This window comes from Comamonas sp. FG99, from assembly GCF_057808605.1.
In genome coordinates, this window is sequence record NZ_JBMDII010000027.1 from 25,645 (window position 1) to 45,576 (window position 19,932).

Annotated in this window: 21 protein-coding genes; 12 read left to right on the top strand and 9 right to left on the bottom strand. The window is 67.0% G+C overall.

Features of this window, described 5'->3' with window-relative positions; all coding sequences use genetic code 11:
- The 6 genes from secA to ACODRX_RS17735 all read left to right on the top strand — a co-directional run bounded on the left by secA (position 1) and on the right by ACODRX_RS17735 (position 6,222).
- Positions 1 to 2,748, top strand: coding sequence for a preprotein translocase subunit SecA (gene secA / locus ACODRX_RS17710; protein ID WP_488872853.1), 2,748 nt, complete (start codon positions 1 to 3; stop codon positions 2,746 to 2,748).
- Between the two features lie 84 nt (positions 2,749 to 2,832).
- Positions 2,833 to 4,065 (top strand): bifunctional glutamate N-acetyltransferase/amino-acid acetyltransferase ArgJ, encoded by a 1,233-nt coding sequence (gene argJ, locus ACODRX_RS17715; RefSeq protein ID WP_488872854.1) that lies wholly within the window; start codon positions 2,833 to 2,835, stop codon positions 4,063 to 4,065.
- A 6-nt stretch (positions 4,066 to 4,071) separates the two neighbouring features.
- A complete protein-coding gene (locus tag ACODRX_RS17720) occupies positions 4,072 to 5,022 on the top strand; it encodes an ATP-binding protein (RefSeq protein WP_488872855.1) in 951 nt (316 codons plus the stop codon).
- Complete coding sequence (locus tag ACODRX_RS17725) at positions 5,019 to 5,444, top strand: NUDIX domain-containing protein (RefSeq protein ID WP_488872856.1); 426 nt, start codon at positions 5,019 to 5,021, stop codon at positions 5,442 to 5,444. The genes ACODRX_RS17720 and ACODRX_RS17725 overlap by 4 nt, the downstream gene beginning before the upstream one ends.
- A gap of 151 nt (positions 5,445 to 5,595) precedes the next feature.
- Entirely contained in the window at positions 5,596 to 5,877 is a 282-nt protein-coding gene (locus ACODRX_RS17730; RefSeq protein ID WP_488872857.1) for a type II toxin-antitoxin system RelE/ParE family toxin, read from the top strand.
- A gap of 12 nt (positions 5,878 to 5,889) precedes the next feature.
- Complete coding sequence (locus tag ACODRX_RS17735) at positions 5,890 to 6,222, top strand: HigA family addiction module antitoxin (protein WP_488872858.1); 333 nt, start codon at positions 5,890 to 5,892, stop codon at positions 6,220 to 6,222.
- Between the two features lie 9 nt (positions 6,223 to 6,231).
- On the opposite strand, the gene ACODRX_RS17740 is transcribed toward ACODRX_RS17735, so the two are convergent.
- The 7 genes from ACODRX_RS17740 to ACODRX_RS17770 form a co-directional block, all read right to left on the bottom strand.
- The gene (locus ACODRX_RS17740; protein ID WP_488872859.1) at positions 6,232 to 6,438 is read right to left on the bottom strand and encodes a DNA gyrase inhibitor YacG; all 207 of its coding nucleotides are present in this window, start codon (positions 6,436 to 6,438) and stop codon (positions 6,232 to 6,234) included.
- A 14-nt stretch (positions 6,439 to 6,452) separates the two neighbouring features.
- Entirely contained in the window at positions 6,453 to 7,208 is a 756-nt protein-coding gene (zapD, locus tag ACODRX_RS17745) for a cell division protein ZapD (protein WP_488872860.1), read from the bottom strand.
- Between the two features lie 49 nt (positions 7,209 to 7,257).
- Positions 7,258 to 7,875: a dephospho-CoA kinase gene (coaE, locus tag ACODRX_RS17750; protein ID WP_488872861.1), complete on the bottom strand. Its 618-nt coding sequence runs from the start codon at positions 7,873 to 7,875 to the stop codon at positions 7,258 to 7,260.
- 8 nt (positions 7,876 to 7,883) lie between these two features.
- Positions 7,884 to 8,753, bottom strand: a complete 870-nt coding sequence (locus ACODRX_RS17755) for a prepilin peptidase (RefSeq protein WP_488872862.1) — start codon at positions 8,751 to 8,753, stop codon at positions 7,884 to 7,886.
- Positions 8,753 to 10,000, bottom strand: a complete 1,248-nt coding sequence (locus ACODRX_RS17760; RefSeq protein ID WP_488872863.1) for a type II secretion system F family protein — start codon at positions 9,998 to 10,000, stop codon at positions 8,753 to 8,755. The genes ACODRX_RS17755 and ACODRX_RS17760 overlap by 1 nt, the downstream gene beginning before the upstream one ends.
- Positions 10,001 to 10,015: 15 nt before the next feature.
- On the bottom strand, positions 10,016 to 11,740 hold the full coding sequence (gene pilB / locus ACODRX_RS17765; RefSeq protein WP_488872864.1) for a type IV-A pilus assembly ATPase PilB: 1,725 nt from the start codon (positions 11,738 to 11,740) through the stop codon (positions 10,016 to 10,018).
- 184 nt (positions 11,741 to 11,924) lie between these two features.
- Positions 11,925 to 12,854, bottom strand: coding sequence for a polyprenyl synthetase family protein (locus ACODRX_RS17770; protein ID WP_488872902.1), 930 nt, complete (start codon positions 12,852 to 12,854; stop codon positions 11,925 to 11,927).
- Positions 12,855 to 13,116: 262 nt separating this feature from the next.
- On the opposite strand from ACODRX_RS17770, the gene rplU reads away from it, so the two are divergent.
- From rplU to proB, 4 genes are all read left to right on the top strand, one after another.
- Positions 13,117 to 13,428: a 50S ribosomal protein L21 gene (gene rplU, locus ACODRX_RS17775; protein ID WP_460480332.1), complete on the top strand. Its 312-nt coding sequence runs from the start codon at positions 13,117 to 13,119 to the stop codon at positions 13,426 to 13,428.
- A gap of 15 nt (positions 13,429 to 13,443) precedes the next feature.
- Positions 13,444 to 13,704, top strand: a complete 261-nt coding sequence (gene rpmA, locus ACODRX_RS17780; RefSeq protein ID WP_488872865.1) for a 50S ribosomal protein L27 — start codon at positions 13,444 to 13,446, stop codon at positions 13,702 to 13,704.
- Positions 13,705 to 13,851: 147 nt separating this feature from the next.
- A complete protein-coding gene (cgtA, locus tag ACODRX_RS17785; RefSeq protein WP_488872866.1) occupies positions 13,852 to 14,958 on the top strand; it encodes an Obg family GTPase CgtA in 1,107 nt (368 codons plus the stop codon).
- Between the two features lie 65 nt (positions 14,959 to 15,023).
- Positions 15,024 to 16,169: a glutamate 5-kinase gene (proB, locus tag ACODRX_RS17790; RefSeq protein ID WP_488872867.1), complete on the top strand. Its 1,146-nt coding sequence runs from the start codon at positions 15,024 to 15,026 to the stop codon at positions 16,167 to 16,169.
- Positions 16,170 to 16,211: 42 nt separating this feature from the next.
- Here proB and ACODRX_RS17795 read toward each other — a convergent pair whose 3' ends face one another.
- A complete protein-coding gene (locus ACODRX_RS17795) occupies positions 16,212 to 16,907 on the bottom strand; it encodes an RNA pyrophosphohydrolase (RefSeq protein WP_488872868.1) in 696 nt (231 codons plus the stop codon).
- Positions 16,908 to 16,987: 80 nt separating this feature from the next.
- Here ACODRX_RS17795 and ACODRX_RS17800 point away from each other — a divergent pair, with 80 nt between their 5' ends.
- Both ACODRX_RS17800 and ACODRX_RS17805 read left to right on the top strand, forming a co-directional pair.
- The gene (locus ACODRX_RS17800) at positions 16,988 to 18,730 is read left to right on the top strand and encodes a proline--tRNA ligase (RefSeq protein ID WP_488872869.1); all 1,743 of its coding nucleotides are present in this window, start codon (positions 16,988 to 16,990) and stop codon (positions 18,728 to 18,730) included.
- Positions 18,730 to 19,395: a lytic transglycosylase domain-containing protein gene (locus ACODRX_RS17805; RefSeq protein WP_488872870.1), complete on the top strand. Its 666-nt coding sequence runs from the start codon at positions 18,730 to 18,732 to the stop codon at positions 19,393 to 19,395. The genes ACODRX_RS17800 and ACODRX_RS17805 overlap by 1 nt, the downstream gene beginning before the upstream one ends.
- A 171-nt stretch (positions 19,396 to 19,566) precedes the next feature.
- On the opposite strand, the gene ACODRX_RS17810 is transcribed toward ACODRX_RS17805, so the two are convergent.
- Positions 19,567 to 19,845, bottom strand: a complete 279-nt coding sequence (locus ACODRX_RS17810) for a hypothetical protein (protein WP_488872871.1) — start codon at positions 19,843 to 19,845, stop codon at positions 19,567 to 19,569.
- Positions 19,846 to 19,932 lie beyond the last annotated feature (87 nt).

Sequence of the window (19,932 nt, forward strand, 5' to 3'; positions counted from 1 at the left end):
ATGGCCACCAATTTCTTCACCAAAATTTTCGGCAGCCGCAACGACCGGCTGCTCAAGCAATACCGCAAGACCGTCGCCCGCATCAATGCGATGGAGCCCGAGTACGAGCAACTCAGCGACGAGCAGCTGCGCCAGAAAACCGAGGAATTCAAGGGCCGCGTCGCCAACGGCGAATCGCTCGACAGCCTGCTGCCCGAGGCCTTTGCCGTGGTGCGCGAGGGCTCCAAGCGCGTGATGAAGATGCGCCATTTCGACGTGCAGCTGCTGGGCGGCATGGCGCTGCACTACGGCAAGATCGCCGAAATGCGCACCGGCGAGGGCAAGACGCTGACCGGCACGCTGCCGGTGTACCTGAACGCGCTGGCCGGCAAGGGTGTGCACGTGGTGACGGTGAACGACTACCTCGCCAGCCGCGATGCGACCTGGATGGGGCGGCTGTACAACTTCCTGGGCCTGTCGGTCGGCATCAACCTCGCGCAGCTGCCCAAGCACGAGAAGCAGGCCGCCTACGGCGCGGACATCACCTACGGCACCAACAACGAATACGGCTTCGACTACCTGCGCGACAACATGGTGCAGGACAAGTCCGAGCGCGTGCAGCGCGCGCTGAACTACGCCATCGTCGACGAGGTGGACTCCATCCTGATCGACGAGGCGCGCACGCCGCTGATCATCTCCGGCCAGGCCGAGGACCATACCCAGCTCTACCTCGCGATGCGCGAGGTGGTGCCTTTCCTCACCCGCCAGGAGGGCGAGGCCGATCCGCGCACCGGCGAGGGCGTGGTCACGCCGGGCGACTTCACCGTCGACGAGAAGGGCCACCAGATCCACCTGACCGAGCAGGGCTACGAGGCGGCCGAGCGCATCCTGGCCGACCGCGGGCTGATTGCCGAGGGCGCGTCGCTGTACGACCCGGCCAACATCTCGCTGGTGCACCAGCTGTACGCCGCGCTGCGCGCCGAGCACCTGTACCACCGCGACCAGCACTACGTGGTGCAGAACGGCGAAGTGGTGATCGTCGACGAATTCACCGGCCGCCTGATGTCGGGCCGCCGCTGGAGCGAGGGCCTGCACCAGGCCGTCGAGGCCAAGGAAGGCGTGGACATCCAGGCCGAGAACCAGACGCTGGCCTCCATCACCTTCCAGAACTACTTCCGCCTGTACGCCAAGCTCGGCGGCATGACCGGCACGGCCGACACCGAGGCCTACGAATTCCAGGAGATCTACGGCCTGGAGACCGTGGTGATCCCGCCCAACCGCCCCAGCAAGCGCGATGACCAGCTCGACCGCGTCTACAAGACCACGCCCGAGAAGTACGCGGCCGCGATCCAGGACATCCGCGAATGCTACGAGCGCGGCCAGCCGGTGCTGGTGGGCACCACCTCGATCGAGAACTCCGAGATCATCGACCAGCTCTTGAACCAGGAAAAGCTGCCGCACCAGGTGCTCAACGCCAAGCACCACGAGCGCGAGGCCGAGATCGTGGCCCAGGCCGGCCGCCCCGGCATGATCACCATCGCCACCAACATGGCCGGCCGCGGCACCGACATCGTGCTGGGCGGCAACATCGAGAAGCAGATCGCTGCCCTGGAGGCCGACGAGGCCCTGCCCGAGGCCGAGCGTGAGCGCAAGGCCGAGGAGCTGCGCGCGCAATGGAAGCTCGACCACGAGAAGGTCACCGAGTTGGGCGGCCTGCGCATCATCGCCACCGAACGCCATGAGTCGCGCCGCATCGACAACCAGCTGCGCGGCCGCTCGGGCCGCCAGGGCGACCGCGGCTCCTCGCGCTTTTACCTGAGCCTGGACGACCAGCTGATGCGCATCTTTGCCGGCGACCGGGTCAAGGCCATCATGGAGCGGCTGAAGATGCCCGACGGCGAGGCCATCGAGGCCGGCATCGTCACCCGCAGCATCGAGAGCGCGCAGCGCAAGGTCGAGGCGCGCAACTTCGACATCCGCAAGCAGCTGCTCGAATACGACGACGTCTCCAACGACCAGCGCAAGGTGATCTACCAGCAGCGCAACGAGATCCTGGACACCGACGACCTGACGCCGATGATCGACGGCATGCGCGACAGCACGCTGGCCGACGTGGTGCGCCAGTACGTGCCCGAGCAGTCGATGGAAGAGCAGTGGGACATTCCCGGCCTGGAGAAGACGCTGCGCGAGGAATGGCACATCGAGCTGCCGCTGGCGCAGATGGTCGATGGCTCCGAATCGCTGACCGACGAAGAGATCGAAGAAGCCGTGGTCGCCGAGGGCGCGCGGCTGTTCAATGCCAAGCTCGGCATGGTGGACAAGGCGCATTTCATGCATTTCATCCGCGCGGTGATGCTGCAGACCTTCGACTCCACCTGGCGCGACCACCTGGCCGCGCTCGACTACCTGCGCCAGGGCATCCACCTGCGCGGCTACGCGCAAAAGCAGCCCAAGCAGGAATACAAGCGCGAAGCCTTCGAGCTGTTCCGCCAGCTGATCGACCAGGTCAAGACCCAGGTCACCAAGGTGCTGATGACGGTGCACATCCAGTCGCCCGAGCAGCTGGACCAGGCGGCCGAGCAGATCGAGCAGAGCAACGCCCGCGTCGACGTCTCCTACAGCGGCAGCGATGAAGCCCCGGCGGGCGACGACGATGCGGCGCTGGCGCCGCTGCCCGACGACCTGCAGAACGCCCGCATCGGCCGCAACGACCCCTGCCCCTGCGGCAGCGGCAAGAAATACAAGCAATGCCACGGTAAACTGTCCTGATTGCCGATGGCCTCAGCAAACACGGGCCCCGAAGCTATTTGGGGCCCGTTTTTTCATGAACCCCCACCAACCTCCGAGACCGATATGCCTGTGAATCTCAGCGCTCCCGTGGCCCAAGACCTCGCCCCCATCGCCGGCGTGCGCATCGGCGTTGCCGAGGCGGGCGTGCGCAAGGCCAAGCGCAAGGACCTGACCGTCTTCCTGCTCGACGAAGGCTGCCACGTGGCGGGCGTGTTCACCAGCAACCGCTTCTGCGCCGCCCCGGTGCAGGTCTGCCGCGAACACCTGGCGGATGCCGGCAACGCGGTGCGCGCCATCGTCATCAACACCGGCAATGCCAACGCCGGCACCGGCGCGGATGGCCTGGCCCGCGCCCGCGCCACCTGCGACGCGCTGGCCGGCCTGCTCAAGATCGAGCCGCGCCAGGTGCTGCCGTTCTCCACCGGCGTGATCATGGAGCCGCTGCCAGTGGAGCGCATCACGGCCGGCCTGCCCGCCGCCATCGCCGATGCGCAGCCCGCGCACTGGGCCAAGGCGGCCGAGGGCATCATGACCACCGACACCATCCCCAAGGCCTTCTCGGCCAGCGCGGCGGTGGGCGGCCGGACCGTGCACGTTACTGGCATCAGCAAGGGCGCGGGCATGATCCGCCCCAACATGGCCACCATGCTGAGCTTCCTGGCCACCGACGCCTGCATCAGCCCCGCGCTGCTGCCCGCGCTGGCCAAGCGCCTGGCGGACCAGTCCTTCAACCGCATCACCATCGACGGCGACACCTCGACCAACGACTCCTTCGTGGTCGTGGCCAGCAACCAGGCGGGCAATGCGCCCGTCACCGACTGGGCCACGCCCGACGGCCAGGCGCTGCTGGCCGCGCTGACCGAGGTGGCGCAAAAGCTTGCCCAGGCCATCGTGCGCGACGGCGAGGGCGCCACCAAGTTCATCGAGATCCAGGTCGAGCAGGGCAGGAGCGAAGACGAATGCCGCCTGGTGGCCTACGCGATCGCGCATTCGCCGCTGGTCAAGACCGCCTTCTTCGCCAGCGACCCGAACCTGGGCCGCATCCTGGCGGCCGTGGGCTATGCGGGCATTGCCGACCTGGAGCAGACCGGCATCGAGCTGTACCTGGACGACGTGCACGTCGCCACCCAGGGCGGGCGCAACCCCAGCTACCAAGAGGCCGACGGCCAGCGCGTGATGCAGCAAAGCGAGATCGTGGTGCGCGTGCAGCTCGGCCGCGGAGACGCCCGCGCGACCGTCTGGACTTGCGACCTGAGCCACGACTATGTGAGCATCAATGCCGATTACCGTTCCTGATTTGCCATGACCGATTCTCCGTTTTCTCCTCTGGAACGCTTGGTGGCCCGCGCCGAGCAGCTGATGCAGCGCATCGAGGCGGTGCTGCCCCAGCCGCTGCAGGCGCCCGCCGACTGGAGCGAGGCGATTGCCTGGCGCTACCGCAAGCGCTCCAACGGCTGCGGCGCGCTCGAGCCCGTGCGCCATGTGGGCGCGATGCAGCTGTCGGACCTGCAGAACATCGATGGCCAGAAGGACAAGATCGCGCGCAACACCGAGCAGTTCGTCACCGATCGCACCGCCAACAACGTGCTGCTGACCGGCGCGCGCGGCACCGGCAAATCCTCGCTGATCCGCGCCTGCCTGCACGCCTATGCGCCGCAGGGCCTGCGCCTGATCGAGGTGGACAAGGCCGACCTGACCGACCTGCCCGATATCGTCGAGGTGGTCGCTAGCCGGCCCGAGAAATTCATCATCTACTGCGACGACCTGAGCTTCGAAGAGGGCGAGCCGGGCTACAAGGCGATGAAATCCATACTCGACGGCTCGGTCTCGGCCGCCACGCCCAACGTGCTGGTCTACGCCACCAGCAACCGCCGCCACCTGCTGCCCGAGTACATGAGCGAGAACCTGCAAGGCTCGCGCGGCGACGATGGCGAAATCCATCCCGGCGAGGTGGTGGAGGAGAAGATCTCGCTGTCCGAGCGCTTCGGCCTGTGGGTCAGTTTCTACCCCTTCAGCCAGGACGAATACCTGCGCGTGGTGGCGCAGTGGCTGTCGGCGCTGGGCCTGCCCGCCGCCGAGATCGAGGCCGCGCGCGCCGAGGCCCTGGTCTGGGCGCTGGAGCGCGGCTCGCGCAGCGGCCGCGTGGCGCACCAGTTCGCCCGCGACTGGGCTGGCCGTGCCGAGCGCAGCGGCACCGGCAGTCGCAGCATCGCCGATGCCGACGACCTGCAGGAAGAGGCGGAAGGCGAATGAGCGAGGCCCAAGCCCACCAGGCGCCGCGCAAGCATACCGAGGTCGCGGTCGGCATCTTGCTGCGGCCCGGCGAGTTCCTGCTCTCGTCGCGCCCCCAGGGCAAGCCCTATGCCGGCTACTGGGAGTTCCCCGGCGGCAAGCTCGAGGCCGGCGAGACCGTGGAGCAGGCGCTGCGCCGCGAGCTGATCGAAGAGCTGGGCGTGACCATCGGCCCGGCCGAGGTCTGGCGCGTAACCGAGCACGACTACCCCCATGCGCTGGTGCGCCTGCACTGGTGCAAGGTGCATGCCTGGAGCGGCGAATTCGAGATGCGCGAAGGCCAGTCCATGCAATGGCAGCGCTTTCCGCTGAGCGTGGCGCCGGTGCTGCCAGGGGCGTATCCAGTGCTGGATTGGCTGCGGGAAGAAGGGATAGGTCAATAAAAGCATAGCTGCTTTCGCTTGCTGGTATTGATTTTTAGATATAAATCTATCTGAAAACATTGTTTGGTAAGCGCTGATAGCTATTGTTTTTGCGTCACCCGATCCGTGCCTGGTTGCCGACTATACCGTTTACCGGTATAAAGTCAGCTCCATGGCGATCATTTCATTCAAGTGTGCGGCAACCCGGGAGCTGTTCGTCCTGGGCCGCTCGCGCCGTTTTGCCGCCATCGGCAGCGTGGCGGCGCGCAAGCTGACGCAGCTGGATGCCGCGCCGACCTTGATGTTCCTGCTGATGCCGCCGGGCAACTGCCTGGAAAAGCTGAGGGGCGATCGTGACGGCCAGTACAGCATTCGCATCAATGGACAATGGCGCATTTGCTTTGCCTGGACCGAGCAGGGCCCGGCGGATGTCGAGATCGTCGATTACCACTGAAAGGGATTCATCATGTTCAAGAACGGCATGCGCCCTGTACACCCCGGTGAAGTCCTGCGCGAGGACTACATGAAGCCGCTGGGCCTGAGCTCGAATGCGCTGGCAAAGCTGCTGCATGTGCCGGCATCGCGCGTCAATGACATCGTGCTGGAGCGCCGCGGCATTACGGCCGATACCGCACTGCGCCTTGCGCGCTACTTCGGCGGCAGCGAAGAGGACGCGCAAGGCTGGATCAACATGCAGGCCACCTATGACTTCAAGATGGCCCGCAAGGCATCGGGCAAGATCATCGCCAGGCAAGTGCATCCGCGCCAATCAGCGGCACTGGATGAGCAGGCAGCCTGAGCCGGGCGGCTAGGGCTTTTGATCCTCACCCAAATCCGGCGGCGTGCTGCTGCCGATGCGGAAATCCTCGTTACCCCAGGCGCCCAGGTCGATCAGCTTGCAGCGTTCGCTGCAAAACGGCCGCCAGGCGTTGCTCCTGGCAAAGCTTGACGGGCCGCCGCATTGCGGGCAGTTGATGCGGATCTCGGCGGGGGATGCGGGTATGTCGTTGGGCATGGGGGGAAGCAGGCTCAGGCGCAGAGCGTCATCTCGTACTGGCCGTCGTCGCTGGCCAGCGCGAGCTGGCCATTCTCGCCTTTTTGCAGCATGCGGATCGAGACCATCAGGCGGTTGCCGCTGATTTCCGGGATCAGCGGCGAGTGCTCGGGCATCGCCAGGCGCAGCAGCTGGTAGCTGCGGTTTTGCGGCAGGTTCTGCTGGTACTGGCCGCGCACGGTGGCGATCTTCTGCGGGCTGCCCGCGTCGCGAAACAGCCGCAGCAACAGGTACAGCGCATTGGCCAGCGGCTCGAAGGGCTGCACCCACTGCATCAGGTCGGCATGGCGCTGCTGCGCCGGCTGGTGCTGCCAGGCGAAGTAGCCGGGCAGATCGAAGGTGCAGGTGCCGCCGGGAATGCCCAGCCGGTTGCGGATGGCCATCAGCCATTCGTTGTCGGCCAGCGCCTGGCTGGGCTTGGTGGGCTGGTCGCGCAGCCGCGCGTGGGCATCGTCGATGCGGGCGGTGATCTGCTCCAGCGCCGCCGCATTGACCTGGGGGCTGGCGCGGTAGAGGTTGAACTGCTGGCGCTGGCGCTCCAGGTCCTTGAGCACGTCCGACTTCAGGTCGGAGCGCGAGGAAACGTCCATGCCCTCGAACATGGTGGCGATGGCGAAATGGTGGTCGATCGCGTCGCTGCGCGTGAGCAGGGTTTCGAGGCGCCGCAACAGGGTTTCCAGCCGCAGGTAGGCCCGGACACGCTCGTTGAAGGGATACTCGTAAACGATCACGCTATTTCGCTACAGGATTCAGGGTTGGATGCTACTGAAAATATAGTGTTCAAACCGATTTCAGCTGATTGTATATGTCGGCCACCAGTGCGCGCAGCGCTTGTAACGACGCTGTTTCATTAAATACCACCCAGTCCGCCTTGCGCAAGCGCTGCGCGCGCGTGGCCTGCTGGGCGATGATGGCCTCGATCTGCCCGCGCGCGAGCTGGCTGCGCTGCATGACGCGCTCGATCTGCGTCTCGGGCGTGCAGTCCACCACCAGCACCTGGTCCAGCCGCGGCGTCCATTGCGAGGATTCGGCCAGCAGCGGGATGTCGAAGACCGCGAACGATACCGCAGGCTGCGCGCAGGCGGCTTCATAGGCGGCGAGGATCTTTTGCTGGATCAGCGGGTGCAGGATGGCTTCGAGCCGGCGCTTGTGTTCGGGCGAGCCAAACACGGTCTCGCGCATGCGCTCGCGGTCGAGCGCGTTGCCGGCGGTGATGTACTCGGGGCCGAACTGCGCGGCGATCAGCGCCAGGGCGTCGCCATGCGGCTGGGTGAGGCTGCGCGAGATGGCATCGGCATCGATCACCGCGGCGCCCAGCGCCGCGAACATGCCCGACACCGTGCTCTTGCCGCTGCCAATGCCGCCGGTGATGCCCAGGCGCAGCTTGCGTTTGCTCATGGTCGCTGTCATGGATGCAGCAGTCTATCGACGAGCGAGCTTCCGAGCAACATCACCAGAAAGCCGCCCAGCGCCAGGAAGGGGCCGAAGGGCACATAGCCGTCGGCGCGCAGCCGCGACGAGAGCTTGAGCGCAATGCCGATGAGCGCGCCGGCCACCGAAGAGACCAGCGTGATCGGCAGCAGCGCCTGCCAGCCGAACCAGGCGCCCAGCGCGGCGAGCAGCTTGAAGTCGCCATAGCCCATGCCTTCCTTGCCGGTCAGCAGCTTGAAGATCCAGTAGATGCTCCACAGCGCCAGGTAGCCGGCCGCCGCGCCCAGCACCGCATCGCGCAGAGAGCTGCCCGTCCAGCCGAAGCTGCTGGCCAGCAGGCCGGCCCACAGCAGCGGGTAGCTGAGGTCGTCGGGCAGCAGCGTGGTGTCCCAGTCGATCAGCGCCAGCGCCAGCAGCAGCGCCGAGAACAGGCACCAGGCGCCCGCCTGGGCGCTGATGCCGAAGCGGTGCACGCACCAGCCGAACAGTGCGCCGGTGGCCAGCTCCACCAGCGGGTAGCGCAGGCCTATGCCGGCCTTGCAGTGGCTGCATTTGCCGCCCAGCAGCGCATAGCTCAGCAGCGGAATGTTCTGCCACCAGCGGATGCGCTGCGCGCAGTGCGGGCAGTGCGAGGGCGGCGTGCACAGGTTGAAGGCGGGCGCCTCGGCGCCATCGCCATGGTCAGCGCCAGCACCGTCCCCTTGGAGCGTGGCCCTGGCATCGCGCTGCCACTGCCGCTCCAGCATCAGGGGCAGGCGGTGGATCACCACGTTCAGAAAGCTGCCGATCACCAGGCCGGCCACCACCGCCAGCGCCACCGGCGCCAGGTTCAATATTTCGAGCATCACACCACCTGACCGAGCTTGAAGATGGGCAGGTACATCGAGATGACGATGCCGCCGATCAAGGTACCCAGAAAGACGATGATGATAGGCTCCAGCAGGCCCGACAGCCGGGCCACCGCCTCGTCCACCTCGGCCTCGTAGAAGTCGGCCGCCTTGCCCAGCATCTGGTCGACGCAGCCGGACTCCTCGCCGACCGCGCACATCTGCACCACCATCGACGGGAACACCCGGGCGTGGGCCATGGCCGCGTTGAGGCTGCTGCCGCCGGCGACTTCCTGCCGGATCCTGGCGCTGGCCTCGGCAAACACCGCGCTGCCCGAGGCGCCGCCCACCGGCGCCAGCGCTTCCACCAGCGGCACGCCGGCGGCGCACATGGTCGACAGCGTGCGCGTCCAGCGCGCCACGCAGGCCCGCTCCACCAGCGGGCCGAAGACCGGCATGCGCAGCAGCAGCCGGTCCCTGAGGCGCTGCGCCCGGCGGCTGCGCCTGCAGGCCCGCAAGAGCAGGTGCAGGCTGCCGAACGCCACGGCAAAGAGCGGCAGCCACCAGCGCACGAAGAAATCGCTGATGCCCATGACGATGAGCGTGGGCGCCGGCAGCTCGGCGCCGAAGGCGCTGAACACTTGCTTGAACATCGGTATCACCCAGACCATGATGACGGCCAGCACCACCACGGCCACGGCGAGCACTGCGGCCGGGTACACCAGCGCCGAGCGGACCCGGCGCTTGATGGCCTCGCTCTGCTCCAGATAGGTGGCCAGGCGCTCGAGCATGTCGTCCAGGATGCCGGCGGCCTCGGCGGCCGCCACCAGGTTGCAGTACAGCGCGCTGAAGTGCGCCGGGTGGCGGCCAAAGGCGGCGCTGAGCGCGGCGCCGGCCTCGATGTCGGTGCGCAGCTGCTGCAGCAGCCGGGCGACGCCGCGATGGCGGCTGCCCCGGCCCACGATGTCGAAGGCCTGCAGCAGCGGCACCCCGGCCTTGAGCATGGCAGCGAGCTGGCGGGTGAACAGCGCGATGTCCCTGGGCTTGATTTTCGCGCCCGAGCGCAGCCTGTGCCTTCTGACTTTCGACGGCAGCACGCCCTGGCGCCGCAGCGCGGCGATCACCTGGTGCTCGCCGCCGGCCCGCATCTCGCCGCGCACGAGCCGGCCCTGGCGGTCCTTGCCCTCCCATTCGTAAATGGATTCGTGCCTGGATTCGCCGGGTTTCCTGCGGGCCGATGCTCCCGCTGTCGTTGCCGTTGCCATATCCCTCTCCCGTGATTATTCGCTGGTGGCCGCGAGCACTTCTTCGAGCGAGGTCAGCCCCGCGCGCACCTTGCACAGGCCCGAGGCGCGCAGCGGGCGCACGCCTTCGGCCTCGGCCTGCGCGGCGATTTCGCGGGCCGAGCCCTCGCGCAGGATGATGCGCTGGATCTCGCCCGACACCGGCATGACCTGGTAGATGCCGATGCGGCCCAGGTAGCCATTGTTGCATTGGCCACAGCCCACGGCCTCGAAGGGCGTCCAGCTGCCGTCCAGCTCGGCGGCGCGAAAGCCCGCCTCCAGCAGGGCCGAGCGCGGAATGCCGGCTGCGCGCTTGCAGGCCGGGCACAGCCGCCGCACCAGCCGCTGCGCGGTGATCAGGATCACGCTGGAGGCGATGTTGAAGGGCGCGATGCCCATGTTGCGCAGCCGGGTGAGCGTGGCTGGCGCATCGTTGGTGTGCAGCGTGGACAGCACCAGGTGGCCGGTCTGCGCGGCCTTGAGGGCGATGTCGGCGGTCTCCTGGTCGCGGATCTCGCCCACCATGATGATGTCCGGGTCCTGGCGCAAAAAGGCGCGCAGCGCCACGGCAAAGCTCAGGCCGGCCTTCTCGTTCACGTTCACCTGGTTCACGCCGAGCAGGTCGATCTCCGACGGGTCTTCCACCGTGGCGATGTTGACCCCGGGGCTGTTGAGCAGGTTCAGGCAGGTGTAGAGCGACACGGTCTTGCCCGAGCCGGTGGGGCCGGTCATCAGGATCATGCCGTGGGGGCGGCGGATGGCGCTGAGCAGGCGCGCCTTTTCCTCGACCTCGTAGCCCAGCGCGTCTATGCCCATGCGGGCGCTGCCGGGGTCGAGGATGCGGATCACGATCTTCTCGCCGAACCGCGTGGGCAGCGTGCTGACGCGAAAGTCTATGACCCGCCCGGGCCCCAGCTTGAGCTTCATGCGGCCGTCCTGCGGCACGCGCTTTTCCGCGATGTCCAGGCGCGATATCACCTTGATGCGCGAGGCCAGCCGGTCCTTGATGGCGACTGGCGGCGCGGCGATCTCGCGCAGCTCGCCATCGATGCGAAAGCGGATGCGGTAGCTGCTCTCGAAGGGCTCGAAGTGCAGGTCGGATGCGCGCATCTCGAACGCATCCACCAGCAGCCGGTGCACGAAGCGCACGATGGGGGCGTCTTGCGCGGCGCCGGCCTCGTCGCCGGCCGGTGGCTCGGCGCTGTCGTCGGGCAGTCCGAAATCGATCTCGCCGCCGCCGGCATCGAGGCTATCGCCGGCCAAGGCGCCCATGGCCGCCAGCGCCCTGGCGAGCTTGTCGTGCTCGGCCACCACCCAGTCCACGCCCAGCTGGGTGGAGAACTTGATCTGCTCGGCGGCCGCCTGGTCGGTGGGGTCGGCGGTGGCCACCACCAGGCGCTCGCCGCGCCTGGCCAGCGCGATGACCTTGTGGGCCTGCTGCAGCCTGCCATCCAGCAGCCCGGCGGGCAGGCGCTGCAGGTCGATGCGGTCCAGGTCGACCATCGGCACGCCGAAGGCCGAGGAGACGATCCGCGCGACCTCGCGGGCCGGCACCGCGTCCGCATTGGCCAACTCGGCGATGAAGCTGCTGCGGCGCTGGCGGCTTTTGGCGTAGATGGCCTCGGCCAGGGCCTGCGGCAGCTGGTTGCTGCCCACCAGCGCCCGCGCGATGCCGGGCAGGGCAGCTGCGGTCGCGGCGGGGGGGAACTCGGGCTCGGTCATGGCGCCAATGGTAGCCGGGGCTGGGGAAATGGCTCCCCACGCTCCCCACTGCGTTGGGTCGCTGCCCCTCCGAGAGGGGGGCTTTTTCACCTTGGGGCGGCCCGGCGGTGAAAAATGGCACCCCACGCTTCCCACTGCGTTGGGTCGCTGCCCCTGCTAGAGGGGGCCGACCGCGGCCGCGGGCTCAGGCCGAGCGCGACAGCAGCTGCGAGGCCAGCGCGCGCAGCGCCTGGGTGTAGGGGTTGTCGGCCAGCGCCTGCAGCGCCTGCATGGCTTCCTGGGCCTGGGCCGCCGCCGCGTCGCGGGTGGCGTCCAGCGCGCCGCTGTCGCGCACCACGCGGATGATCTCATCCATGTGCGGCGTCTCGCCCTCGGTGATGGCGGCCGCGATCATCGCCTTGTGCTCGGGCGCGGCACGGCGCATCGCGACGATCAGCGGCAGCGTGACCTTGCCCTCGCGCAGGTCGTCGCCCAGGTTCTTGCCCATCAGCTCGGTGTCGCCGGCATAGTCCAGCACATCGTCGATCACCTGGAAGGCGGTGCCCAGCGCCTGGCCGTAGCAGGCGCAGGCCTGCTCGATCTGCGGGGGCGCGTCCGCCAGCACCGCGCCCAGGCGCGCGCTGGCCTCGAACAGCTTGGCGGTCTTGGAGCGGATCACCGCCAGGTAGCCGGCCTCGTCCAGCTCGATGTTGTGGGTGTTGATCAGCTGCTGCACCTCGCCTTCGGCGATCACGTTGGTGGCCTCCGACAGGATCTGCATCACCTTCATGCTGCCCGCGTCCACCATCATCTGGAAGGCGCGCGAGTACAGGAAGTCGCCCACCAGCACGCTGGCCGCGTTGCCGAAGCTCTCGTTGGCCGTGGGGCGGCCGCGGCGCAGCGTCGATTCGTCCACCACGTCGTCGTGCAGCAGCGTGGCGGTGTGGATGAACTCGACCACCGCCGCCAGGTTGAAGCGCTGCGCGCCCTGGTAGCCCAGCGCCCCGCACACCAGCAGCAGCAGCGAGGGCCGCAGCCGCTTGCCGCCGGCCGCGATGATGTAGTGGGAGATTTCACCGATCAGCGGCACCGAGGAGCTCAGCCGCTGCGCGATCAGTGCATCGACCTGGCGCATGTCGTCGGCGATGAGAGTCAGCGGGTTGGCGGCGTGAGGGGCGGGGGAGTTGGACAAGACGGGGCACTCTGTGTATCAACGTAACACGCCATTATAGGAAACCGCTCCAGGCCGCACGGCAAGCGCGGCGGCGAAAGCCCGGCCCTGCGCGGCTGGTGCACGCTTGGATTTCAAGGACTTGCGTCAATCCCGGAGCGGTGGTAGAATCGATGGCTCTGCAGAATTTTTGCAGAAGTATTCCTGAATACACGAGGTTCTCAATATGTACGCGGTCATAAAAACCGGTGGCAAGCAGTATCGCGTTGCTTCCGGCGAAAAAATCAAGGTAGAACAGATTGCTGCGGACGTTGGCCAGGAAATCGTGATCGACCAGGTGCTCGCAGTCGGCAACGGCGCAGAGCTCAAGGTTGGCACGCCCCTGGTGTCCGGCGCAACGGTCACGGTCACGGTCGTGGCCCATGGCAAGCACGACAAGGTCCGCATCTTCAAGATGCGCCGTCGCAAGCACTACCAAAAGCGCCAAGGTCATCGTCAGCAGTACACCGAACTGCAAATCGGTGCAATCGCTGCTTAACAGGAGCTATATCTCATGGCACAGAAAAAAGGCGGCGGCTCTACGCGAAACGGACGTGACTCCAAGCCGAAGATGCTGGGCGTGAAGGCATTCGGCGGCCAACTGGTCAGCGCGGGTTCCATCATCGTGCGCCAGCGCGGCACCAAGTTCCACCCCGGTGTGAACGTGGGCCTGGGCAAGGATCACACCTTGTTTGCTCTGGTGGACGGCCACGTGTCCTTCGACACCAAGGGTGCGCTGTCCAAGCACACGGTGAGCATCACCAAGGCTGCCTGAACGGCACCCGAGCAGTGAACCCGGTTTGCGCGGGTTCATCCACAAGGCCCCGCCCGTGCGGGGCTTTGTTGTTTTTATTGGCTTTTTGTCGGCATGTGCCGCCGGTGCGACAATGCGCTCGGGCCGGGCTGAATCTAGATAGCAACCATGAAATTCGTTGACGAGGCTTTTATCGATGTTGCCGCAGGCGACGGTGGCAATGGGTGCGTCTCCTTCCGCCACGAGAAGTACAAGGAATTCGGCGGCCCCAACGGCGGCGACGGCGGCCGTGGAGGCCATGTCTTCGCGGTGGCCGATGTGAACCTGAACACACTGGTCGACTATCGCTACTCGCGCCGCCACGAGGCCAAGCGCGGCGAGCACGGCATGGGCTCGGACATGTTTGGCGCCGCGGGCGACGACATCACGCTGAAGATGCCGGTGGGCACCATCATCAGCGATGCCGAGACCGGCGAAGTGCTGTACGAGCTGCTCACGCCGGGTGAGGTGGTGACCATCGCCAAGGGCGGCGACGGCGGCTTCGGCAACCTGCGCTTCAAGAGCGCCATCAACCGCGCGCCGCGCCAGAAAACGCCCGGCTGGCCCGGCGAGCGCAAGAACCTGAAGCTGGAGCTCAAGGTGCTGGCCGACGTGGGCCTGCTCGGCATGCCCAATGCGGGCAAGTCGACCTTCATCTCGGCGGTTTCCAACGCCCGGCCCAAGATCGCGGACTACCCCTTCACCACGCTGCATCCCAACCTGGGCGTGGTGCGCGTGGGGCCGGAGCAAAGCTTCGTGGTCGCCGACATCCCGGGCCTGATCGAGGGCGCCTCCGAAGGCGCGGGCCTGGGGCACCAGTTCCTGCGGCACCTGCAGCGCACCCGGTTGCTGCTGCACATCGTGGACGTTGCGCCCTTCGACGAGAATGTCGACCCGGTCGCGCAGGCCAAGGCCATCGTGGCCGAGCTCAAGAAATACGACGCCGAGCTGTACGACAAGCCGCGCTGGCTGGTGCTGAACAAGCTGGACATGGTGGCCGTGGACGAGCGGGCCGCGCTGGTCAAGGATTTCGTCAAGCGCTTCAAGTGGAAGGGCCCGGTGTTCGAGATCTCGGCGCTGACCCGCGAGGGCTGCGAGCCGCTGATCCGCACCATCTACGAGCATGTGCATAAGATGCAATTGCAAGAGCAGGGCTATGTGGAGGTCGATCCGCGCTTCAAGGACGAGGAGGCGCCCGATTTCTCCGCCGACCCGCGCTTTGCCCCACCGGCCTGAGAGAATTTTTTTGATAGCTGCTGGCGCTTGCCAGTAAAGCATTTGAAGTCTATTTGATTCAAAAAATGACATCGCATGTTCTGCGCGACGCACGTCGCATCGTCATCAAGGTGGGCTCCAGCCTGGTCACCAACGAGGGCAAGGGCCTGGACGAGGCGGCCATCGGCGAATGGAGCCGGCAGCTGGCGGCCCTGGTCCATGGCAAGGACGGCGTGCGCCGCGAGGTGATCATGGTCTCCAGCGGCGCGGTGGCCGAAGGCATGAAGCGCCTGGGCTGGGCGCGCCGCCCGCAGGAGATCCACGAGCTGCAGGCCGCGGCGGCCGTGGGCCAGATGGGCCTGGTGCAGATGTACGAGACCAAGCTGCGCGAGCAGAACCTCGCCAGCGCCCAGGTGCTGCTCACCCATGCCGACCTGGCCGACCGCGAGCGCTACCTGAACGCCCGCGTCACGCTGCTCACGCTGCTGCGCCTGGGCGTGCTGCCGGTGATCAACGAGAACGACACGGTGGTCAACGACGAGATCAAGTTCGGCGACAACGACACGCTGGGCGCGCTGGTGGCCAACCTGGTCGAGGCCGATGCGCTGGTGATCCTGACCGACCAGAAGGGCCTGTACACCGCCGATCCGCGCAAGGACCCCGATGCCCGTTTCGTGCACCAGGCCCAGGCGGGCGACCTGGCGCTGGAGGCCATGGCCGGCGGCGCCGGCACCGGCATCGGCAAGGGCGGCATGCTGACCAAGATCCTGGCGGCCAAGCGGGCCGCGGGCTCGGGCGCCTCGACCGCCATCGCCTGGGGGCGCGAGCAGGATGTGCTGCTGCGCCTGGTGGCGGGCGAGGCCATCGGCACGCTGCTGATGGCCCACACGCCCAAGAAGCAGGCCCGCAAGCAGTGGATGATGGACCACCTGCAGCTGCGCGGCGCGGTGGCGGTGGACGAGGGCGCGGCCCGCAAGCTGCAGCAAGAGGGCAAGAGCCTGCTGCCCATCGGCATGGTGAGCGTCGAGGGCGAGTTCTCGCGCGGCGACGTGATCGCGGTCAAGAATGCGGCGGGGCGCGAGATCGCCCGCGGCCTGGCCAACTACTCCAGCGCCGAGGCCCGGCGCCTGTGCCGCAAGTCGTCCGGCGAGTTCGAGCAGCTGCTGGGCTACATGGGCGAGCCAGAGATGCTGCACCGCGACAACATGGTGCTGATGGGCGCGGCGGCCTGAAGGAACCAAGCCCCCGGGACTGCATCCCGGGGGCTTTGGCATTCAATGGCGGCCGAGTTCGGAGCCTGGGTCCGGATCGAAGCTCGCGCCGGGCGGCAGCTCCATCTCCTGCATGGTGCGCAGCGGCGAATGGTAGGACATGGCACCGCCTTCGCCAGCGGCCAGTCCGCGCGGCTGCCCCGGGCGGCGCATGTCGTGGCGCGGGGCGGCTTCGCCGTGGTCGCGCTGGCGGGTGCCGCTGCGCAGGTAGCGGTTGCGCTGCTCGTTGCGCGGCAAAAAGCGCGACAGCTCGGTCAGCGCCAGCTCGTAGACGCCGCGCTTGAACTCCACCACCACATCCAGCGGTACCCAGTAGTCGTTCCAGCGCCAGGCATCGAATTCGGGGTGGTTGGTGGCGCGCAGATTCAGGTCCCAGTCGTTGCCCATCAGCTGCAGCAGGTACCAGATCTGCTTTTGTCCGCGATAATAGCCTCTTGCATCGCGGCGGATGTAGCGCTCGGGCACCTCGTAGCGCAGCCAATCCCGCGTTCTGGCCACAATACGTACATGATCCGGTCGCAAGCCCACTTCTTCGTGCAGCTCTCGAAACATCGCCTGCTCAGGGGTTTCTCCACGGTCGATACCACCCTGCGGAAACTGCCAGCTGTGGGTGCGGATGCGTTTGCCCCAGAACACCTGGTTGCGCTGGTTGAGCAGGATGATGCCGACGTTAGGCCGAAAGCCTTCTCTGTCCAGCATAATCTAACCCCAATTTTTTAAACTGCGTCCATTATGCCCGCCGCCGATGCCACCGGCACGCGGGCAACTACTTAACACATATGAAAGCATCCCAATTCCTGATTTCCACCCTCAAAGAGGCGCCTGCGGATGCGGAAATCGTCAGCCACAAGCTGATGACCCGCGCCGGCATGATCAAGAAGCTGGGCGCAGGCATCTACAACTACATGCCGATGGGCCTGCGGGTGATCCAGAAGGTCGAGGCCATCGTGCGCGAGGAAATGAACCGCGCCGGCGCGATCGAGGTGAGCATGCCGGTGGTGCAGCCCGCCGAGCTGTGGCAGGAGACGGGCCGCTTCGACAAGATGGGGGCGGAGCTGCTGCGCATCCAGGATCGCCATGGGCGCGATTTCGTGATCCAGCCCACCAGCGAAGAGGTGGTGACCGACATCGGCCGCCAGGAATTCAAGAGCTACAAGCAGCTGCCCAAGAACCTCTACCAGATCCAGACCAAGTTCCGCGATGAGCGCCGCCCGCGCTTCGGGCTGATGCGCGGGCGCGAATTCATCATGAAGGACGCCTACTCCTTCGACAAGGACAAGGACGGCGCCCAGGCCAGCTACCAGGCCATGCGCACCGCCTACCGGCGCATCTTCGACCGCTTCGGCCTGCAGTACCGCGCGGTGCGCGCGGACAGCGGCGCCATTGGCGGCGACCTGAGCGAGGAATTCCAGGTGATCGCCGCTACCGGCGAGGACGCCATCGTCTACTGCCCGAGCAGCGACTACGCGGCCAATATCGAGAAGGCCGAGGCGCTGGCACCCAGCACGCCGCGCCCCGCCGCCGCCGAGTCCATGGCCAAGGTGGCCACGCCCGGCAACAGCACCTGCGAAGCGGTGGCCGCGCAGCTGGGCCTGCCGCTGGCGCGCACGGTGAAATCGCTGGTGCTGGCGACCGATGCCACCAACGAGGCCGGCGAGATCGCCCGGACCCAGGTCTGGCTGCTGCTGCTGCGCGGCGACCATGAGATGAACGAGATCAAGGTCGGCAAGGTCGATGGCCTGGCGGGCTTTCGCTTCGCCACCGTGTCCGAGATCGAGGCGCACTTCGGCTGCCAGCCGGGCTACCTGGGCCCGATCGGCCTGCAAAAGCCGGTCAAGCTCGTGGTGGACCGCGAGGTGGCGGCGATGGCCGACTGGATCTGCGGCGCCAACGAGGCCGACTACCACCTGACCGGCGTCAACTTCGGGCGCGACCTGCCCGAGCCCGATGTGGTGGCCGACATCCGCAACGTGGTCGCCGGCGACCTGTCGCCCGACGGCCTGGGCGTGCTGGCGATCGAGCGCGGCATCGAGATCGGCCATGTCTTCTACCTGGGCACCAAGTATTCCCAGGCGATGAACGCCAGCTTCCTCGACGAAAACGGCAAGCCCCAGTTCTTCGAGATGGGCTGCTACGGCATCGGCGTGACCCGCCTGCCGGCCGCGGCCATCGAGCAGAACCATGACGAGCGCGGCATCATCTGGCCCGACGCGATCGCGCCGTTCGCGGTGGTGGTCTGCCCCATCGGCTTCGACCGCAGCGCCGAGGTCAGGGCCGCTGCCGAAAAGCTACATGCCGACTTGGCGGCCGCGGGCGTGGATGTGATACTGGACGACCGCGGCGAGCGCCCCGGCGCCATGTTTGCCGACTGGGAGCTGATCGGCGTGCCGCACCGGGTGGTGCTGTCCGAGCGTGGCCTCAAGGAAGGCCAGCTCGAATACCAGCACCGCCGCGATACCGAGGCCACCAAGGTGGCGGCGGCCGACGTGCTCGATTTTGTACTGCAACGCACCCAACGCTGATGAGTCCTGAGGGGAAAAGCCATCGCAGCGGCGGCCTGTCGCGCCGCGCCTGCCTCCTGTCCGCCCTGGCCGGGCCGGGCGCCTGGCTGGCCGCGCCCCAGGCGGCGCATGCCGGCGGCCAGCTGGAGGAGCCGCTGATCGACTCGGTGCGCACCGCGCTCAGCGCCGCGGTGGGCAGCGCCGCGCCGCCCGAGCCGGTATTCGTCTCCACCGAAGCCAAGATCCGCTACCTGCGCTGGCTGGGCTCGATGAGCGACCGCCTGCGCCAGCGCAAGCCCGACTGGGAGGTGCGCCGCGACTTCCTGCAGACCGTGTGGTACGAGGCGCGCCGCGCCCGGCTCGACGAATCGCTGGTGCTCGGGCTGATCCAGGTGGAAAGCGGTTTCCGCAAGTTCGCCGTGTCGCCGGTGGGCGCGCGCGGCTACATGCAGGTGATGCCGTTCTGGACGCGCGCGATCGGCGATGGCGACCCGGAGAAGCTGTTTCACATGCAGACCAACCTGCGCTTTGGCTGCGTGATCCTGCGCCATTACATCGACCGCGAGAATGGCGATCTCTTCATGGCCCTGGGCCGCTACAACGGCAGCCGCGGCAAGGACACCTACCCGAACCTGGTGTTCGGCGCGCAGCGCAACTGGCTGCATTCGGACAAGTTCGAAGCTTAGAGCGTGTTCAAAGTCTTTTCATGATGCCCGGCAACCCTTCGGGCAAGGCAGCAAAAAGCCGCACTCGTCGTTGCCCACCTTGCCCAGGCGCCGGGCATGAGCTGCGGCGTGCGCCTAGATTGCGGCTTTTTGCTGCCTTGCGGGCACTATGAAAAGACTTTGAACACGCTCCTAGCCCTTCCAGCCGCGCAGCACCGCCCACTGGCTGGTGGCCAGCGCCGCCACCAGCAGCGTGTAGCCGGCCAGCGTGCCGTCGCGCCCCCACAGCAGCAGCGCGGCGAACAAGGCCAGCACACCCACCAGGAAATGCAGCGCCAGCTGCCCGTACCAGGGCAGCAGCGCCGGCGCGCGGCGGGCGAACAGCCAGCGGCCCAGCACCAGCAGCACGCTGAGCGCGGCGGCCGGGGCGCAGAAATTCAGCAGATGCAGCAGACTGGTCGAGGGATTCATGAAAGCATGATGCAGATCAAAAAGCGTGTGCGCCCGCAGATGGGGCTGTCTTACCTGCGCGACGCACTGGGTTGGAGCATTGATTTT

Excerpts from the sequence above, each read along its gene's own strand:
- secA (WP_488872853.1), top strand. The coding sequence starts at position 1 with ATGGCCACCAATTTCTTCACCAAAATTTTCGGCAGCCGCAACGACCGG.
- argJ (WP_488872854.1), top strand. The coding sequence starts at position 2,833 with ATGCCTGTGAATCTCAGCGCTCCCGTGGCCCAAGACCTCGCCCCCATC.
- ACODRX_RS17720 (WP_488872855.1), top strand. The coding sequence starts at position 4,072 with ATGACCGATTCTCCGTTTTCTCCTCTGGAACGCTTGGTGGCCCGCGCC.
- ACODRX_RS17725 (WP_488872856.1), top strand. The coding sequence starts at position 5,019 with ATGAGCGAGGCCCAAGCCCACCAGGCGCCGCGCAAGCATACCGAGGTC.
- ACODRX_RS17730 (WP_488872857.1), top strand. The coding sequence starts at position 5,596 with ATGGCGATCATTTCATTCAAGTGTGCGGCAACCCGGGAGCTGTTCGTC.
- ACODRX_RS17735 (WP_488872858.1), top strand. The coding sequence starts at position 5,890 with ATGTTCAAGAACGGCATGCGCCCTGTACACCCCGGTGAAGTCCTGCGC.
- ACODRX_RS17740 (WP_488872859.1), bottom strand. The coding sequence starts at position 6,438 with ATGCCCAACGACATACCCGCATCCCCCGCCGAGATCCGCATCAACTGC.
- coaE (WP_488872861.1), bottom strand. The coding sequence starts at position 7,875 with ATGAGCAAACGCAAGCTGCGCCTGGGCATCACCGGCGGCATTGGCAGC.
- ACODRX_RS17755 (WP_488872862.1), bottom strand. The coding sequence starts at position 8,753 with ATGCTCGAAATATTGAACCTGGCGCCGGTGGCGCTGGCGGTGGTGGCC.
- ACODRX_RS17760 (WP_488872863.1), bottom strand. The coding sequence starts at position 10,000 with ATGGCAACGGCAACGACAGCGGGAGCATCGGCCCGCAGGAAACCCGGC.
- pilB (WP_488872864.1), bottom strand. The coding sequence starts at position 11,740 with ATGACCGAGCCCGAGTTCCCCCCCGCCGCGACCGCAGCTGCCCTGCCC.
- ACODRX_RS17770 (WP_488872902.1), bottom strand. The coding sequence starts at position 12,854 with ATGCGCCAGGTCGATGCACTGATCGCGCAGCGGCTGAGCTCCTCGGTG.
- rplU (WP_460480332.1), top strand. The coding sequence starts at position 13,117 with ATGTACGCGGTCATAAAAACCGGTGGCAAGCAGTATCGCGTTGCTTCC.
- rpmA (WP_488872865.1), top strand. The coding sequence starts at position 13,444 with ATGGCACAGAAAAAAGGCGGCGGCTCTACGCGAAACGGACGTGACTCC.
- cgtA (WP_488872866.1), top strand. The coding sequence starts at position 13,852 with ATGAAATTCGTTGACGAGGCTTTTATCGATGTTGCCGCAGGCGACGGT.
- proB (WP_488872867.1), top strand. The coding sequence starts at position 15,024 with ATGACATCGCATGTTCTGCGCGACGCACGTCGCATCGTCATCAAGGTG.
- ACODRX_RS17795 (WP_488872868.1), bottom strand. The coding sequence starts at position 16,907 with ATGCTGGACAGAGAAGGCTTTCGGCCTAACGTCGGCATCATCCTGCTC.
- ACODRX_RS17800 (WP_488872869.1), top strand. The coding sequence starts at position 16,988 with ATGAAAGCATCCCAATTCCTGATTTCCACCCTCAAAGAGGCGCCTGCG.
- ACODRX_RS17805 (WP_488872870.1), top strand. The coding sequence starts at position 18,730 with ATGAGTCCTGAGGGGAAAAGCCATCGCAGCGGCGGCCTGTCGCGCCGC.
- ACODRX_RS17810 (WP_488872871.1), bottom strand. The coding sequence starts at position 19,845 with ATGAATCCCTCGACCAGTCTGCTGCATCTGCTGAATTTCTGCGCCCCG.